The 14,306-nt window shown below is 65.0% G+C and carries 17 protein-coding genes; 8 read left to right on the top strand and 9 right to left on the bottom strand.

What is annotated here, in order from left to right; genetic code table 11:
- The first annotated feature begins 7 nt into the window (after positions 1-7).
- The 5 genes from SPHS8_RS07510 (at position 8) to SPHS8_RS07490 (ending at position 3,069) form a co-directional block, all read left to right on the top strand.
- On the top strand, positions 8-133 hold the full coding sequence (locus SPHS8_RS07510) for an aa3-type cytochrome c oxidase subunit IV (protein WP_176502167.1): 126 nt from the start codon (positions 8-10) through the stop codon (positions 131-133).
- 26 nt (positions 134-159) lie between these two features.
- A complete protein-coding gene (locus SPHS8_RS07505) occupies positions 160-1,278 on the top strand; it encodes an NAD(P) transhydrogenase subunit alpha (protein ID WP_201514971.1) in 1,119 nt (372 codons plus the stop codon).
- A gap of 110 nt (positions 1,279-1,388) precedes the next feature.
- The gene (locus SPHS8_RS07500) at positions 1,389-1,667 is read left to right on the top strand and encodes an NADP transhydrogenase subunit alpha (protein WP_201514970.1); all 279 of its coding nucleotides are present in this window, start codon (positions 1,389-1,391) and stop codon (positions 1,665-1,667) included.
- Complete coding sequence (locus SPHS8_RS07495; RefSeq protein ID WP_201514969.1) at positions 1,664-2,317, top strand: hypothetical protein; 654 nt, start codon at positions 1,664-1,666, stop codon at positions 2,315-2,317. Before SPHS8_RS07500 ends, SPHS8_RS07495 begins: the two co-directional genes overlap by 4 nt.
- A gap of 59 nt (positions 2,318-2,376) precedes the next feature.
- The gene (locus tag SPHS8_RS07490) at positions 2,377-3,069 is read left to right on the top strand and encodes an aspartate/glutamate racemase family protein (RefSeq protein WP_097091016.1); all 693 of its coding nucleotides are present in this window, start codon (positions 2,377-2,379) and stop codon (positions 3,067-3,069) included.
- Between the two features lie 55 nt (positions 3,070-3,124).
- On the opposite strand, the gene SPHS8_RS07485 is transcribed toward SPHS8_RS07490, so the two are convergent.
- Genes SPHS8_RS07485 through SPHS8_RS07455 form a run of 7 tightly spaced genes read right to left on the bottom strand, consistent with a single transcriptional unit; the run spans position 3,125 to position 10,176 of the window.
- Complete coding sequence (locus SPHS8_RS07485; protein ID WP_097091017.1) at positions 3,125-4,114, bottom strand: type II secretion system F family protein; 990 nt, start codon at positions 4,112-4,114, stop codon at positions 3,125-3,127.
- 15 nt (positions 4,115-4,129) lie between these two features.
- Positions 4,130-5,125 carry a type II secretion system F family protein gene (locus SPHS8_RS07480; RefSeq protein WP_201514968.1) on the bottom strand — a complete coding sequence of 332 codons (996 nt, stop codon included), beginning with the start codon at positions 5,123-5,125 and terminating at the stop codon, positions 4,130-4,132.
- Between the two features lie 58 nt (positions 5,126-5,183).
- Entirely contained in the window at positions 5,184-6,467 is a 1,284-nt protein-coding gene (locus SPHS8_RS07475) for a pilus assembly protein CpaE (RefSeq protein ID WP_201514967.1), read from the bottom strand.
- 2 nt (positions 6,468-6,469) lie between these two features.
- Positions 6,470-7,111, bottom strand: coding sequence for a CpaD family pilus assembly protein (locus tag SPHS8_RS07470; RefSeq protein ID WP_201514966.1), 642 nt, complete (start codon positions 7,109-7,111; stop codon positions 6,470-6,472).
- A 17-nt stretch (positions 7,112-7,128) separates the two neighbouring features.
- Complete coding sequence (locus SPHS8_RS07465; protein WP_201514965.1) at positions 7,129-8,634, bottom strand: type II and III secretion system protein family protein; 1,506 nt, start codon at positions 8,632-8,634, stop codon at positions 7,129-7,131.
- Position 8,635: 1 nt separating this feature from the next.
- Complete coding sequence (gene cpaB / locus SPHS8_RS07460) at positions 8,636-9,652, bottom strand: Flp pilus assembly protein CpaB (protein WP_097091022.1); 1,017 nt, start codon at positions 9,650-9,652, stop codon at positions 8,636-8,638.
- Between the two features lie 50 nt (positions 9,653-9,702).
- Complete coding sequence (locus SPHS8_RS07455; protein WP_201514964.1) at positions 9,703-10,176, bottom strand: A24 family peptidase; 474 nt, start codon at positions 10,174-10,176, stop codon at positions 9,703-9,705.
- 50 nt (positions 10,177-10,226) lie between these two features.
- Between SPHS8_RS07455 and SPHS8_RS07450 the strand changes: the two genes are divergently transcribed.
- The 3 genes from SPHS8_RS07450 (at position 10,227) to SPHS8_RS07440 (ending at position 12,852) form a co-directional block, all read left to right on the top strand.
- Positions 10,227-11,183 (top strand): alpha/beta fold hydrolase, encoded by a 957-nt coding sequence (locus SPHS8_RS07450; RefSeq protein ID WP_201514963.1) that lies wholly within the window; start codon positions 10,227-10,229, stop codon positions 11,181-11,183.
- Positions 11,180-12,283, top strand: a complete 1,104-nt coding sequence (locus tag SPHS8_RS07445) for an NAD(P)/FAD-dependent oxidoreductase (RefSeq protein ID WP_201514962.1) — start codon at positions 11,180-11,182, stop codon at positions 12,281-12,283. The genes SPHS8_RS07450 and SPHS8_RS07445 overlap by 4 nt, the downstream gene beginning before the upstream one ends.
- A gap of 203 nt (positions 12,284-12,486) precedes the next feature.
- On the top strand, positions 12,487-12,852 hold the full coding sequence (locus SPHS8_RS07440; protein ID WP_236575029.1) for a UrcA family protein: 366 nt from the start codon (positions 12,487-12,489) through the stop codon (positions 12,850-12,852).
- A 33-nt stretch (positions 12,853-12,885) separates the two neighbouring features.
- On the opposite strand, the gene rnhA is transcribed toward SPHS8_RS07440, so the two are convergent.
- Positions 12,886-13,332 (bottom strand): ribonuclease HI, encoded by a 447-nt coding sequence (gene rnhA / locus SPHS8_RS07435; protein WP_201514961.1) that lies wholly within the window; start codon positions 13,330-13,332, stop codon positions 12,886-12,888.
- Positions 13,329-14,306 carry a homoserine kinase gene (thrB, locus tag SPHS8_RS07430; protein WP_201514960.1) on the bottom strand — a complete coding sequence of 326 codons (978 nt, stop codon included), beginning with the start codon at positions 14,304-14,306 and terminating at the stop codon, positions 13,329-13,331. Before thrB ends, rnhA begins: the two co-directional genes overlap by 4 nt.

Genomic DNA, 14,306 nt, shown 5'->3' with positions numbered 1-14,306 from the left:
AATGGACATGGCGTCAGAAGGAAATATGGAGAGCGCGACCCAGACCTACACAGGGTTCGTGGCCCTCGTGAAGTGGGGCACTATCGCAAGCGTGATCGTCGCTGCGATCGTCGTTCTGCTGATCTCCAGCTAAAGACCGGCGCCACCAGGGGGATGTCGATGAAGATCGCTATTATCAAGGAGCTCGCCGAGGGTGAGCGCCGCGTTGCCGGTACGCCGGAAACCGTCAAGAAGTTCAAGGCGCTGGGCGCCGATGTCGCCGTCGAAGCGGGCGCGGGCCTTACCGCCGCCATCGCCGACGCCGACTATGCCGCCATGGGCGCGACCATTGCGGATCGCGCCGCGACGGTCGCGGGCGCGGACATCATTCTGGGCGTCCAGGGTCCTGACGTCGCCAGCATCACGGGCGCGAAGCCGGGTGCGTGGATCGTCGCTGGCCTCAACCCCTTTGTCGAGCGCGCGCGCGTCGACGCCTATGCGCAGGGGGGCTATGAGGCGTTGGCGATGGAGTTCATGCCGCGCATCACGCGCGCGCAGTCGATGGACATCCTGTCTTCGCAGTCGAACCTGTCCGGCTACAAGGCGGTGCTGGACGCAGCGTCCGAATATGGCCGCGCTTTCCCGATGATGATGACGGCGGCGGGGACGATCTCCCCGGCCAAGGCTTTCGTCATGGGCGTGGGCGTCGCCGGGCTTCAGGCGATCGCGACGGCCAAGCGCCTGGGCGCGCAGGTGTCGGCGACCGACGTGCGCTCGGCGACCAAGGAACAGATCGAAAGCCTGGGCGCAAAGGCGGTCTTCGTCGAAAGCGTCGCTGGCATCGAGGGCGAGGGCAAGGGCGGCTATGCCACCGAAATGTCCGAGGATTACCAGAAGGCGCAGGCCGAATTGGTGTCCAGCCACATCGCCAAGCAGGACATCGTCATCACGACGGCCCTGATTCCGGGCAAGCCCGCGCCGCGCCTTATCACCGATGCGCAGATCGCGACGATGAAGCCGGGCAGCGTGATCGTCGACCTCGCCGTCGAACAGGGTGGCAATGTCGAAGGCGCGGTGCTGGGCCAGGTGGTCGAGCGCCATGGCGTGAAGATCGTGGGCCACAAGAATGTGCCCTCGCGCCTTGCCGCCGACGCCTCGGCGCTGTTCGCGCGCAACCTCTATAATTTCCTCTCGGCCTTCTGGAACAAGGAACAGAATGCGCCAGTGCTGGACGAGGAAATCGGCAACGCCATCCGCGTGACGCAGGGCGGCAAGGTCGTCAGCGACCGCCTGCTGTAAATCGGCATGCTCCTCCCCCTCTGGCAAAGCCTGAGGGGGAGGGCTTCGGCGTCGTATCGCGCCTTTCCATGGATCAGGCAGGACCGGACGATCGCGTCTGAAGGGCAGGAATGAGCGCGCTTCTCCTCCTCTGTTTCCTTCTGGCCTGTTCAATCGGGGCGATCTCTGCCTGGCGTTTGCGCCTGGACGAAACCGGCGCTTTCCTCCCGCTGTTTCTGCTGCCGCCTGCAGCCATCGCCGCAACGCTGACGGTCGCAGCTGAGGTGAGTAGTCCTGTCGCCCGCTATGTGAGTTTGGTCGCGGTCATATTGGCGAGCGCATCCTTCTTCGGCGGCGCCATCGCTGCGCGCCGGAGCGCCAAAACCGGGCAGGCGGCGAAACGTCCATGATTGCCAGCTTTGACCTGATCCTGATCGGGCAGGCCCTCGCGGCGCTGCTTTTCCTGGGCGCTTCTTGGCCCTTTACAATCCTGACGAGCGAGAGGCGGCGGCATGCGGCTCTTGCTGGCACGATCATCCTGTCTGCCGTGGCGGTGTATGACATGGACGTCATCAACGGACCCGATATCATCGGCGCGTTGATCGTGGGCGGCGGCTTAGGCTTGCTGCTGGGACGGGAATGGCCGCGCGGCCGATGGATGCCGCTGTTGACGATATTCACCGGGTTCTCGGCAGCGGCGATGCTGTTTGCAGCAGCGGCTGCCTGGCTCAACCCTTATGCTTTCGGGCTGGTCGACGAGGGAAGCACCGGCGTTGCCGCGCGGCATATGCTGGCGCTGGCAGTCGTCACCATGGGTGGCATCGGTGCGTCGACCTGCGCGCTTATCGTGCTGTTTCGGCTGGAGCGGCCCGCCATGCTGCTGCTCGTCCTCGCCATCGCTATGGCGGGCTGGTCCGCCGCCGCGCTCGCATTCCTGCTGGAAAATGTGGGGCTCCTGGCTGCGGGAGGGCTTTCAGCTGCTGCCGGAACGGGCGTTGCGCTGCGCATATGTGGCGGAGCGCGCGGGAAGGGGCTTGCCGATGCGGGGTCCCGTCCGTAACGCTGGAGCGGACGGACGCCGGGGCAGTTTCCGGGCGGCAATTGGGGTAAAGACGCACCATGCAGAAGCTCGGCCTGATCGGCGGTCTCAGCTGGACATCCACAGCACGCTATTATCAGATCATCAATCAGGCGGTTTACCGGGCAAAGGGCGGGCAGCACAGCGCCCCGCTGCTGATCGAGAGCCTCGACTTCGCCGAAATCGGCCGCTCCACCACCGAAGAGGAATGGGCCTATGCAGCGCAGGTGCTAACGGCATCCGCCCGGCGGCTGGAGCAGGCAGGCGCCAAGGCGCTGCTGATCTGCGCCAACAGCATGCACCGTGTCTATGACGAGGTGCAGGGCGGGGTGGACACGCCGATCATCAACATCGCCGATGCGGTCGGCCGCAAGATGAAGGCCGATGGCGTGCAAAGGGCCGCGCTGATCGGCACCCGCAACGTCATGACGGAGAAATTCTACCGCCAGCGGCTGGTCGGCCACGGCATCTCGCTGCTGCCCCCGGACCTTGACCTCGCCGAGCGGATCGACCGCATCGTCTATGAGGAGCTGACGATCGGCAAGGTGAGCCGCGAGTCCGAACGCTATATGCGCTCGGAACTGACGGACATCGCGAAGGAAAATGTTCAGGCGGCGATCCTGGCCTGCACAGAACTGGAAATGATCGTCGATGTGAAGGCGAACGTGCTGCCCATCTACGACGGCACCGCGATCCATGCTCGCGCCGGGGTCGATGTGATCCTGGGGGATTGAGCACAAAAAAGGGGACGCCCCCCGGACGTCCCCTTCCTCCCCTTTTTAGCCTGTTTCAGAAGGCCGAGCTGATCGAGCAGGCCGCTGGCCCAAGGATCACGACGAACAGCGTCGGCAGAATGAAGAGGATCAGCGGAACCGTCATGATGGCGGGCAGGCGCGCGGCCTTTTCCTCGGCGCGCATCATGCGTTCATGGCGGAACTCGGCTGACAGCACGCGCAAGGCGGATGCCAGCGGCGTGCCGTATTTTTCCGTCTGGATCATGGTCGTCACCACGCCCTTGACCGCGTCGAGCTTTACCCGATTGGCCAGGTTTTCGAACGCCATGCGCCGTTCGGTAAGGAAGCTGAGTTCGATCGCGGTCAGCTGGAACTCGTCGCCCAGCTCCGGATAGGCCTTGCCCAGTTCCTTGGCGACGCGGGCGAAGGCGGCGTCCACCGTCAAGCCAGCCTCGGCGCAGATGACGAGCAGGTCGAGCGCGTCGGGCAGGCCCTTGCGGATGGCGGCGGAACGCTTCTGGATCTTGTTGTCGATGAAGATGTCCGGCGCCTTGTAGGACAGCAGCAGCGCCACGGCGAACGCCATGAAGCGCTTTGCGCCGCCCCAGTCAGGATAAATGCCGACGCCATAGAGCAGCAGCGCGGCCAGGCCGCCGATGACGATCGGCAGCACCATGCGGCCGAAGATGACGGCGACCGCCAGATCCTTCGACCGGATACCGGCCTGCGCCAGCTTGGTTTGCGAATCCTTGAGCTGATCGTCCTGCAGCACCTTCAGGCTGGACAGGAAGGCCCGCATCTGATCGGTCGTCTGGTTCTTCTTGACCAGCTTGGCGCGGCGGCGCGCGGTGGAGGCGGTGATCCCGGCCTTCAGCTGCTCACGCCGTTCGTTGAGCGCCTTGACGCGCTTGGCCATCGGGTCGCGCACGGTCATCACCGTGTAGAGCACGAACAGCATGGCGAGCGTCGCCATCGCGGCGAGCAAGGTGCCAAAGTCCGTGGCGGACATGCCGAAGAGAGTGCCTGCGGGGGAAGCGGTTTCCATGTCTCTTATCCCCCGTCAGATTTCGAAGTTGATCATCTGCGACATGATGAAGACGCCAATGCCCATCCAGCACATGCCGCCGAGGCCAATGACCTGCATCGTCGACATGCCGAAAAGGCCCGCCGGATCAGGCGTGAAGAATGGCGACATATATGCGTAGTTGATGTAGCAGATCATGCCGAAGACCAGGAACGGCAGCACGCCGATGATATAGGCCGACGCCTTGGATTCCGAGGACATCGCGCGGATCTTCAGCTTCATCTGCGCGCGCTGACGCAGCACGGTGGCGAGGTTCGACAAGGTTTCGGCAAGGTTGCCGCCCGTCTCGCGCTGAATCGCCAGGCTGATGACGAAGAATTGGAATTCCGGTGTGCCGAGGCGATCGGCCGTTTCCTGCAGGGCCTGGTCCATCGTCTTGCCGATCTTGATGCGTTCGGTGATCAGCTTGAATTCCTCACCCACGGGGCCCGGCACTTCGCCCGCGACGACGCCCAGCGTCTCGGTGATCGGCAGGCCCGAGCGCAGACCGCGGGTCAGCAGTTCGAGCGCGTCGGGGAATTTCATGGTGAACTGCATCACCCGCTTCTTGATCAGGCGGCTGACCCACATGTGCGGCAGGGCAAGGCCGCTCGCGAGGCCCATCATGATGGCGAGCAGCGGCGCAAAGCCGCGCAGCATCAGAAAGGCGGCCATGCCAAGCGCTGTGAAGGCGCAGCTGGTCATATATTGGCTGACCGTCCATTTCTTGCCGGTCATGCGGAGGCGCTTGGCCAGATTTTCCGGGTTGGGCACCAGCGACACGAGCATCTTCATGTCGTTGCCGGGCTGCCGGTTGGAGATGGCCTTGCGCATGCGCGCTTCCATCATCGCATCCGCCGATCCGCTGTGACGTTCGCGGATCAGGGCGACACGGCGCTTGCTGGCCTTTTCAGCCGACGGCCCGGCAAAGGCCACGACAGCCAGACCAGCCAAGGTCATCAGCAGCATGATCAGCAATATCGAATTGCTCATGGTATCGCCCGTTTCCTATAGGTGCACCCCGCCCGATGGCGGCATGCCCGCCGTACTCTCACGCCTTGACCTTGTCCTTGCGTGCCGGGATCAGCCCCTTGAGGTCACCGATCTTGCCAAGCAGGGAGTCGCCTTTCTTCTTCTTTGCGGGCTTGCCATCGGCGGCATCGCCATCCTCGGCGGCCCCGATGACCGCGTCGAGCAACGAGACGCAAGCCGCGCCGACCTTGTTGCCCTTGGCGGTTTCGGCCAATGTCTTGCCGAGCTTTGCGGACTGCGCCGCGATCCGCAGGTCGAAGGGGACGAGGACGTCCACCTTCCGCTCGATCGACGTCTCGAAATCCTTGCGGCTGATTTCCTGCGCGCCTGCATGGACGCGGTTGGCGACCACGATCACGCGCGACTGGGGCGCGTTGCTTTTCAGCCAGGACAGGATGCGGATTGAATCGCGCGCCGCCGCCAGCGTCAGTTCGGTGACGACTATGGCGACATTGACGTCTGCCATCAGGTGCGGATGCTGGATCAGCATATGGCGCGGCAGATCGACGACGCTGCATTCGAACGCGGCGCGAAATTCCTCCAGCAACTGATAGAAGGCGCCTCCATCGGTCAGCATCGGCTGGCTGATCGGCGCTTCAGCCGACAGGATCGCCAGCGTATCGCTGGCCCGCACCATCGCGCGTTCGATGAACAGGCCATCGATGCGGCTCGGATTATCGATCGCGTCGGTGAGGCCACGGCCCGGTTCAAGGTCCATCGCCAGCGCATTGGTGCCGAAATGGACATCGAGGTCGAGCAGCGCGGTCGGCCGCTTCTGCTTGTCGCTGAGCAGCCAGGCGAGCGAGGTCGCGATGCTGGACGCGCCCACGCCGCCACGGGTGCCGATGACGGCAGTAGTGAGGTGCGGCCGTTCGGGGCCCGCGTCGCGCGGGGCGAAGAACACCGCCTGCGCCTGTGCCAGCGCATCGCGCAACTGGTCGGCGCCGAAGGGCTTCAGCAGATAATCCTGAATGCCGCTGGCGATGAGGTCGCGATAGAGGCGGACGTCATTCACCTGACCAGCGGCGATCACCACCGTGCCGGGCTCGCACACTTCGGCCAGGCTGTTGATGTCATTGAGCGGGTCGCCGCTTTCGGACATGTCGACGAACAGGATTTGGGGGCTGGCGCTGACCGACAGGCTCTGCACGGCGTTGCGCATGCCGCCCTTGTTCACCTTTTCCGGGGCCCAGCCCATTTCAGCGGCAACCATCGCCAGCAGGTCGTGGCTATGATCGTCGCAGACGAAGGCGTGGAAGGGATCGCGCTGTCCAGACATGGCGGGTTTCCAGGGTGCGTTCATGATCAGCGTCCTAAGCTCTTGAGATCGCCAGAACCGGTCGGGGTCTTTTCGCGATAGGTCGAAATGGCGCGGCTGGACGTGGCGGTGCGCAGGTCGCTTTCGCTGCTCTGGCCGCGCACCAGATCCTCCGGATTGGCGACCATCGCGGCAAGGTTGCCGTTCACGCCGCAGCCGAAATTGGAGGTAGTGCCAAGCTGGGATTCGGTTTCCTGCTTGCTCGACCAGTCAGGGCAGCCGGGCACGCGCGCGGTCGCGCGGCGCACGACCATCCGGACGCTGCCGGAAGGCGCAGAACCTGCGGCGGCGGAACTGTCCTCACCCACCAGCATGCCGTGGCGGGCGACGACATCGGCGATGCCTTCGCGCAGTTCAGGGCTGTAATAGGCATCGGTCACGATCGCCACCTGATCGCCATAGCCAAGGCCGATGGAGGCGAACCAGTCTTCCAGGCGGCGCGCTTCGGAAGCGCTGAGGCCGCCGTCCGGGCCAGCCTGCACATCATAGGTGTAGGTGTCGTGGCCGACGACTGGTTGATGCACCGATTCGACCCCGCGATTGACGGCGGGATTGCAGGCGGCGAGCGGCAGCGCCATCAGGGCGAGCGCGCCGAAGCGGACGATGGTGTTGGCGGAGAGGGAAGTCATGACTGTCGTCCTTCCGATCAGAAGCTGAAGCCGGGCGCGGCGGCGGTCTTCGCCGAGCGTTTGCCCGTGTCGCGGGGAGCAGCCGCCTGCGGGCCGGGCGCGGGAGCCGGGCTGCCGGGATCGCGGCGCGGCATCGGCGCGCGGGCACCGCTTACGCCGTCGCTGCCCTGCTGGAGCAGAAGACCCTGTGCGACATTGGCATTGCGGAAACCGTCGGTGGGCAGGCGCACGTCCGACGCATTTATCGGCTTCACCAGATAGGGGGTGACGACGATGACCAGTTCGGTTTCGTGACGCTGGAACCGGCGCGACTTGAACAGGCTGCCAAGGATCGGGATTTCACCGAAGCCCGGCGTCTTGCTGATCGAGTTGGCGGTGTCGTTGTTGAGCAGGCCCGCGATCATGAAGGCCTGACCCGAACCCAGTTCGACGGTAGTTTCCGCCGTGCGGCTCTTGAGCGCCGGGACGGTCGTGTTCACCGAGAAGTCGAGGCTCGACACGGTCGGGCGCACGCGCAGCGAAATGCGGCCATCCGCCAGCACCGTCGGCGTGAAGGCGAGCTGCACGCCATATTGCTTGAACTCGATGCTGTTGCCCTGCGTGCCGTTGCTGACGGTATAGGGATATTCGCCGCCCGCCAGGAAGCTGGCCGTTTCACCCGACAGCGCGGTCAGGTTGGGTTGAGCCAGCGCAGTGGCAAGGCCGCTCGATTCGGCAAGGTCCAGCGCGCCTGCCACGTCCATGCCGAGCAGGTTGGCGACGAAGCCGAGCGAAGTGCTGCCGTCGGTCGGGTTGTTGAAGGTGTAGGTCGTGCCGCCAGTCGCATTCGTACCGCGCGTCACGAAGTTTCGGTCGGCCCGGCCGATGCTGTCGATGATCCGGCCATTGCCATTCGCCAATGCCGAGATATTCACGCCGATCTGGTGCCCTAGGTCGCGGCTGACTTCGGCGATCTTGACCTGCAGGTTGACCTGAAGCGGGGTCGCGGTGCGCAGGCGGCTGACGACGGTGACGTCCTTGCCGACGAAGGCCTGCGTCAGCCGCTCGGCTTCGGCGGCGTCCTCGGGAGCAGCGACGGTGCCGGTCAAGAGAACCATGCCGTTCATCTTGTTCACCGCAATCTGCGCGTTCGGCATCGCCAGCCGCAGCATGTCGTCGATGTTCGACAGATTGTTGCCGACGCGGACGGTGCCGGAAAACAGCACCTTGCCGTTGGTGGCGGTGGCGAACACGGTGGTTTCGCCCGCTGCCTTCGCGATCAGGTAAAGCTGGTTCTGGGCGCGCACATGGACGTCGACGACCTCGGGGTTGCCGATTACCACGTCCGACATCTTGGCGCCCAGGTTGATGACCTTGCTGCCGCCCACCGACATCAGGATCGCATTGTCCTGCATCGAGGAAGGGGCTGCATTGAGCGCGGTCGTGGGCGTGGCGGCCATGGCGGCGGCGAGGCCGAGAGCGATGGCGGGGCCGATGAGCGGTTTCACCGCCTTCTTGCCCGCCTGAAGGTTGATAGACTTCATCTTACTTCCCCCCGACCGGAACGACGGTCACATTGGTGCCGCGCGCGATGCGGATCACAGGTCCGCTGACGCCGCCCGGCGCTGCCTGCGCGCCGCCCCCTGCGGGCACTTCGACGCCGGCGGTCTGCAACGGCTTGGCGGGGACGGAACTGCGTTGGTAGCGAGACACGTCTGCGCCGGTTGAAAAGGTGCTGCCCTTGTCGACCGGGCGAGCGGCGAGCTTTGCGATGATCTTCTTTTCCGCGTTCGGGCTGGCGCCATCGGGCAGGTCGACGTCGGAGCCAGCGATGGCGGCGTCGAGGTCCGACGCATTGTCCGCGATGGAACGCAGCGTCAGCGACAGCGATCCGATGGTCTGCGCCACGGCGATCTTCTCCGCGATCTTGGGCGTCACTTCGATGGTGACGTTGGAATAGGTCTGGACGACCGGCTTGCCGTCATCGCCCATGGCGTCCATGCGCTGGTCGGTGGCGAGCACGCGCAGGTTGCGCAGGATGGTTTCGGAGACCTTCAACGGCTCCCCGTCGCCGCCGCCCGATACGCTCTGCGTCAGCATCAGGTCGACGCGGTCGCCAGGGAAGACGAAGCCCGCGACCGAGTTCTGCGCGGACACCGGCACGGTGACAGCGCGCATGCCCGGCCCCAGCGCCGCGGCGAGGAAACCGCGCTCGCCCGGCTTGATCACCGAACCCACGGTCATCGGCTGACCAGCCGAGATGGCGGTGCGCACGACGCTGCCCACCAGCTTCGCCGGATCGGCCTGGCCCTGGATATAATAGGCCTGCTCGACCAGATCCTTGGGCCATGGCTGAAAGCGGAAGCTTTCCGCGTCGAGGATGGTGCCGACCGGCAATGCCTTGGTCGCGACCAGCACATGGGGCTGGTCGGCCGCTACCGGCATGGAAGAGGCACTGGCCTGGGGCGCGCTAGACGAACTCAGCATGTTGCGCGCGAGAAGAGCTGTTGTGACCGCTATGACAAGCGCCCCCACCAGCAGCACGATTTTCTTGCCGTCCATGATGAAATTCGTCTCCCTCAATCAGGCGAGTTGCGCCCGAGCCCCGAATTTTACGCAAAATGGTTAAGATATCGTTCGCCAATCAGCCAAAGGGCGGCGAAGGATATTGCGATACCGTAAGGAATCTGGGGTTGTCCGAGCCGTCGGGTCATCCGGTGGTGGACCACGGTGACGATCGTCACCACGCCCCCGGCCATGGCCATCATCATCAGCATCGCCAGGACGGCTTCCCATGGAAACCACAGCGCCAGCGCCCCCAACAGCTTGACGTCGCCCCCGCCCATGCATCCCATCGCAAAGAGCGCGGCGAACAGCGCGAACACGGCTAGGCCAAGCGCCACCTGCAACAACATGCCCGGCCAAACCGGTAAGCCGTTGGCGACCCACCACAGCGGCGCCAGCGCCGCGATGGCTAGGTTCAACCGGTTGGAGATGATCCGCGACCGCCAATCGGTCACGCACGCGATGACCAGCAGCACGCCAAGGGCGCATAGCAGCGCCATTCTGAAATATTCCCCCGTCATGAATCTAAACCCTAGACCGCATGGCTTACTAAACCGTAACCATCCGCCCCATGGATTCGCCCCTGTCTGTTCCACCGGCCTTTGACCGTCGTGCATGGCCGATGGATGGGCGGCTCGATTTCTGGACAGCGCCCGATGGCTGGCCGCTGCGCCGCTACCGGCTGGGCGACGGGCAGCGCGGGCAATTGCTGATGCTCGGCGGGCGCGGCGACATGATCGAGAAATATCTGGAAGTCATCGCCCATTGGGCAAACCGGGGCTGGGCGGTTACCGCTTTCGACTGGCGCGGGCAAGGCGGGTCGGGCCGCGTCGGGGCCGATCCGCTGTGCGGGCATATCGAGGATTTCGCGCAATGGGTTGCAGACCTCGAAGCGTTCGTTGCCGACTGGCGGGCGCAATCGACGGGGCCGTGCGCGATCATCGCCCACAGCATGGGCGGGCACCTGCTGCTGCGCGCCTTGGCCGAGGGGATGCCCCCGCCTGATGCAGCGGTCGCCGTCGCGCCGATGATGGGCGTTCATACCGCCCCCTTGCCGCGCTGGCTGGCGGTGCTGATCGCCCGGACCATGTGCGCACTTGGTTTTTCCGAGCGGCAGGCCTGGACGCAGAAGGAGAATTCCGATCGGCAGCGCGCGATGCGGCAGAAGCGGCTGACGCATGATCCGGAACGCTATGCCGATGAGCTGTGGTGGCGCGACCACAGCCGGGACGTGGCGCTGGGCGCGCCAAGCTGGCGCTGGGTGGTGGAGGCCCTGCGATCGACCTTCATGCTGGAGCGGAGCGGGAAGCTGGAACGCATAGCGGTGCCGCTGCTCATCCTCGCCACCAAGGCCGACCGGCTGGTGTCCACGCCCGCGATCCGCCGCATCGCCGCGCATATTCCGGGCGCGCGCCTGCACGTCTATGGGCCGGAAGCGGCGCATGAAATATTGCGGGAGATCGACCCCGTTCGCCTCGATGCGCTGCGGCGGATCGACGCTTTCCTGGATGAGGCCGCCGGGCCATGAGCCGTTTCGACATGGTGATCGTCGGTGGCGGCATAGCGGGCGCCAGCCTTGGGGCGCAGCTTGCGGGCGAGGCATCCGTGCTGATCCTGGAACAGGAGGAGAGCGCCGGCTATCACGCCACCGGCCGATCCGTCGCCTTCTGGGAGGAGACCTATGGCGGCCCACAGGTGCAGCCGCTCACCACCGCGTCCGGGCCGTTGCTGCACGCCCCCGATCCTGCCTTTGCCGACCGATCCTTCCTCACCCCCCGGCAGACGCTGTTTGTCGGGCGGGACACTGATCGTGCGGAGCGGGATCGGCTGGTGCGGGACTTTTCCGGCCGGGTCGATCTGCGCCCGGTCGACCCTGCGAGCCTGTTGCCCGGACTGCGGCCGCAATGGACGGTCGGCCTGCTGGAGCCAGGCGTGTGCGACATCGACGTCGCGGCGCTGCATCACGCCTATCTGCGGCGCTTCCATGCGCAGGGTGGCCAATCGCAGCTGGGAACGGCGCTCCACAAGGCTGCCCAGGAGCCGGGTGGCTGGCGTATCCAGACCAGCAACGGCGTCATCCATTGTGGCATCATCGTGAATGCCGCAGGCGCATGGGCCGACGATGTCGCGCGGCGCTGCGGCGTGGCGCCCATCGGCATCACCCCTTTGCGGCGCACCGTCGTGCAACTGCGCGTGCCCGCGATGCCATCAGCCGACCTGCCGCTCGTCATGGACCTTTCCTCCCGTTTCTATTTCAAGCCGGAAGGGGAGGGGCGCATCTGGCTGACCCCGCATGATGAGGAGCCCTCGCTCCCGTGCGACGCGGCACCCGAAGAACTGGCAGTGGCGCAGGCGATCGCCCGGTTCGAAGATGTCGTGGACTGGCCGGTCGAGGCGGTCGAACGCAAATGGGCAGGGCTGCGCAGCTTCGCGCTGGATCGCGCGCCGGTCTACGGCTTCGACGCAGTCGCGCCCGGCTTTTTCTGGTTCGCGGGGCAGGGCGGTTTCGGCATCCAGACAGCGCCCGCCGCCGCCTTGCTGGGGTCGGCGCTGCTGACGGGTGGTCCCATGGCCGAAGCGGTCAAGGGCATAGATCCGGCCGCCTATTCGCCTGCACGGTTCGCATAGGCGCAGCCGGAACGAAGCGGCGTCCGTGACGTTCAAAAAAACGTGCCAGGTATCTGGATGACCGTTCGCCCTGAGCCTGTCGAAGGGCTCAGCCCGAACAGGGTGATCATGAAAAGATGTGGTGTTCCTGGGCACGATCCATGGAGTAGGAGGATGCCGTCATGAAATGCTTTTCACGATCGGCCTTGATCCTGTCAGGGCTAATGATGGCGAGCAGTAGCATCAGCTTTGCCCAGCCGACCGAAGAAATCACCGTCACGGGCCGATACAACAACGCCCAATCGCTGTCACAGGGCGTCAGCTATGCCGATCTCGACCTCAGCACAAAGGCCGGGAAGGACGAATTGCGCCACCGTGTCGCGCTGACTGCGCGCTATTTGTGCGGCAAGTTGGGCGAATCGGACAATGCCTCGCCCGTCGTGCCCAGCTGCCGCGATGCTGCGGTGAGGGACGCGATGACGCGGGTCGGCACAGTCGAGGAAGGCTTCGCGCCGCGCGGCACCACATGGGTCGCGGGGACGCGCTGGCAGCCGCCTTATCCCGCTGATTGGGTCGAACGCTATCCCTGACGCCGTCAGGTGGAGTGGCCTGCCGCTCCCCCGTCAGGCGCGGAAGAGTTCGGCTGCGGCGCAGGCCAGTTGATCGGCCCGCTCATTTTCCGGGTGACCGGCATGACCCTTCACCCATTGCCAGTTGACCTTGTGCGGCGCGGCGGCGGCGAGCAGCGCCTGCCATAGCTCGGCATTCTTGACCGGCTTGCGGTCGGCCGTCTTCCAGCCATTCTTCTGCCAGCCGAACACCCATTTGGTGATGCCATCCATCACATATTTGCTGTCGGTGTAGAGCGTCACCTGGCAGGGGCGCTTCAGCGCATTCAGCGCTTCGATCGCGGCCATCATCTCCATGCGGTTGTTGGTGGTCTGCGCCTCTCCGCCGGAAATTTCCTTTTCCGTGGCTCCAAAGCGCAGCACCGCGCCCCAGCCGCCGGGGCCGGGATTGCCCTTGCATGCGCCGTCCGTGAAGATTTCGACCTGAGACAGCGCGCTCACGCCCGCAGCAACTCCGCCGGTGCAGTCCGCGCATAAAAATCCAGCCGCCGTAGATAGGCCAGCGGGTCCTTGCGCGTCACCAGCGCGTCGGCGGGCGTGTTGATCCAGTCATAGGCGCGGGTCAGCAGGAAGCGCAGCGCCGCGCCCCGGCACAGGATCGGGAAGGCGGCCTGCTCCGCGTCGGAAAGGCCATGCGCTGCCTGATAGCCAGCGAGCAGCGCCGCCGAACGATCGGGAAAGAAGTGCGCGCCGTCATTGCTGAACACCCATGCGCTGTGCGTGACGGCCAGGTCATAGGCGCGAATGTCGGTGCAGCTGAAATAGAAGTCGATGAGGCCGGTCACTTCATCGCCCAGCATCAGCACATTGTCGGGAAAAAGATCGGCGTGGATCACCGCGCGCGGCAGTCCAGCGGGCCAATGCGCGTCGAGATAGGCGAGCTCATCCGTCACCCGCTGGCCAAGGTCCGGCGCGATATCGTCGAAATGGTCGCCGCACTTGGCCGCCAGATCATGCCAGCCAGCAATGTCGAGCGCGTTGCGACGCTCGCCCGCAAATCCTTCCGCCGCGCGATGCAGCTCGCCCAGTGCAGCGCCTGCGGCTTTCGATTGGGCAGCGGTGGGTTCAGTGACGGATATGCCGGTCAGGAACTCGATCAGGCAGGCAGGCCTTCCGCCAAGCTGCTGCAGGCGCTTGCCCTCCCGGTCGGCGATGAAGCGCGGCACCAGGCATCCACGCGCGCCCAGATGATCGAGCAGGTCCATGAAGAAGGGCAGGTCGGCCTCATCCACCCGCTTTTCATACAGGGTCAGGATATAGCGATGGCCCTTCCCGTCGGCACCGGTGGTTTCCAGCAGATAATTGCTGTTCTCCACCCCTTCGGCGATGCCTTTCGCCGATACCAGCCGTCCGGCATCATAGCGGGCGAGGAACGCGTCAATCTCTTCGGCGGGAACATGGGTATAGACTGCCAT

Origin of the sequence: Sphingobium sp. S6, from assembly GCF_905120495.1 — a bacterium.
GTDB lineage: Bacteria > Pseudomonadota > Alphaproteobacteria > Sphingomonadales > Sphingomonadaceae > Sphingobium > Sphingobium agri.
This window is presented reverse-complemented; position numbering and strand designations above follow the sequence as displayed.

Excerpts from the sequence above, each read along its gene's own strand:
- SPHS8_RS07465 (WP_201514965.1), bottom strand. The coding sequence starts at position 8,634 with ATGAAGTCTATCAACCTTCAGGCGGGCAAGAAGGCGGTGAAACCGCTC.
- SPHS8_RS07500 (WP_201514970.1), top strand. The coding sequence starts at position 1,389 with ATGAGCGCGCTTCTCCTCCTCTGTTTCCTTCTGGCCTGTTCAATCGGG.
- SPHS8_RS07455 (WP_201514964.1), bottom strand. The coding sequence starts at position 10,176 with ATGACGGGGGAATATTTCAGAATGGCGCTGCTATGCGCCCTTGGCGTG.
- SPHS8_RS07505 (WP_201514971.1), top strand. The coding sequence starts at position 160 with ATGAAGATCGCTATTATCAAGGAGCTCGCCGAGGGTGAGCGCCGCGTT.
- SPHS8_RS07440 (WP_236575029.1), top strand. The coding sequence starts at position 12,487 with ATGATGGCGAGCAGTAGCATCAGCTTTGCCCAGCCGACCGAAGAAATC.
- SPHS8_RS07510 (WP_176502167.1), top strand. The coding sequence starts at position 8 with ATGGCGTCAGAAGGAAATATGGAGAGCGCGACCCAGACCTACACAGGG.
- cpaB (WP_097091022.1), bottom strand. The coding sequence starts at position 9,652 with ATGGACGGCAAGAAAATCGTGCTGCTGGTGGGGGCGCTTGTCATAGCG.
- SPHS8_RS07485 (WP_097091017.1), bottom strand. The coding sequence starts at position 4,114 with ATGGAAACCGCTTCCCCCGCAGGCACTCTCTTCGGCATGTCCGCCACG.
- thrB (WP_201514960.1), bottom strand. The coding sequence starts at position 14,306 with ATGGCAGTCTATACCCATGTTCCCGCCGAAGAGATTGACGCGTTCCTC.
- SPHS8_RS07480 (WP_201514968.1), bottom strand. The coding sequence starts at position 5,125 with ATGAGCAATTCGATATTGCTGATCATGCTGCTGATGACCTTGGCTGGT.
- SPHS8_RS07470 (WP_201514966.1), bottom strand. The coding sequence starts at position 7,111 with ATGACTTCCCTCTCCGCCAACACCATCGTCCGCTTCGGCGCGCTCGCC.
- SPHS8_RS07490 (WP_097091016.1), top strand. The coding sequence starts at position 2,377 with ATGCAGAAGCTCGGCCTGATCGGCGGTCTCAGCTGGACATCCACAGCA.
- SPHS8_RS07445 (WP_201514962.1), top strand. The coding sequence starts at position 11,180 with ATGAGCCGTTTCGACATGGTGATCGTCGGTGGCGGCATAGCGGGCGCC.
- SPHS8_RS07450 (WP_201514963.1), top strand. The coding sequence starts at position 10,227 with ATGGATTCGCCCCTGTCTGTTCCACCGGCCTTTGACCGTCGTGCATGG.
- SPHS8_RS07495 (WP_201514969.1), top strand. The coding sequence starts at position 1,664 with ATGATTGCCAGCTTTGACCTGATCCTGATCGGGCAGGCCCTCGCGGCG.
- SPHS8_RS07475 (WP_201514967.1), bottom strand. The coding sequence starts at position 6,467 with ATGAACGCACCCTGGAAACCCGCCATGTCTGGACAGCGCGATCCCTTC.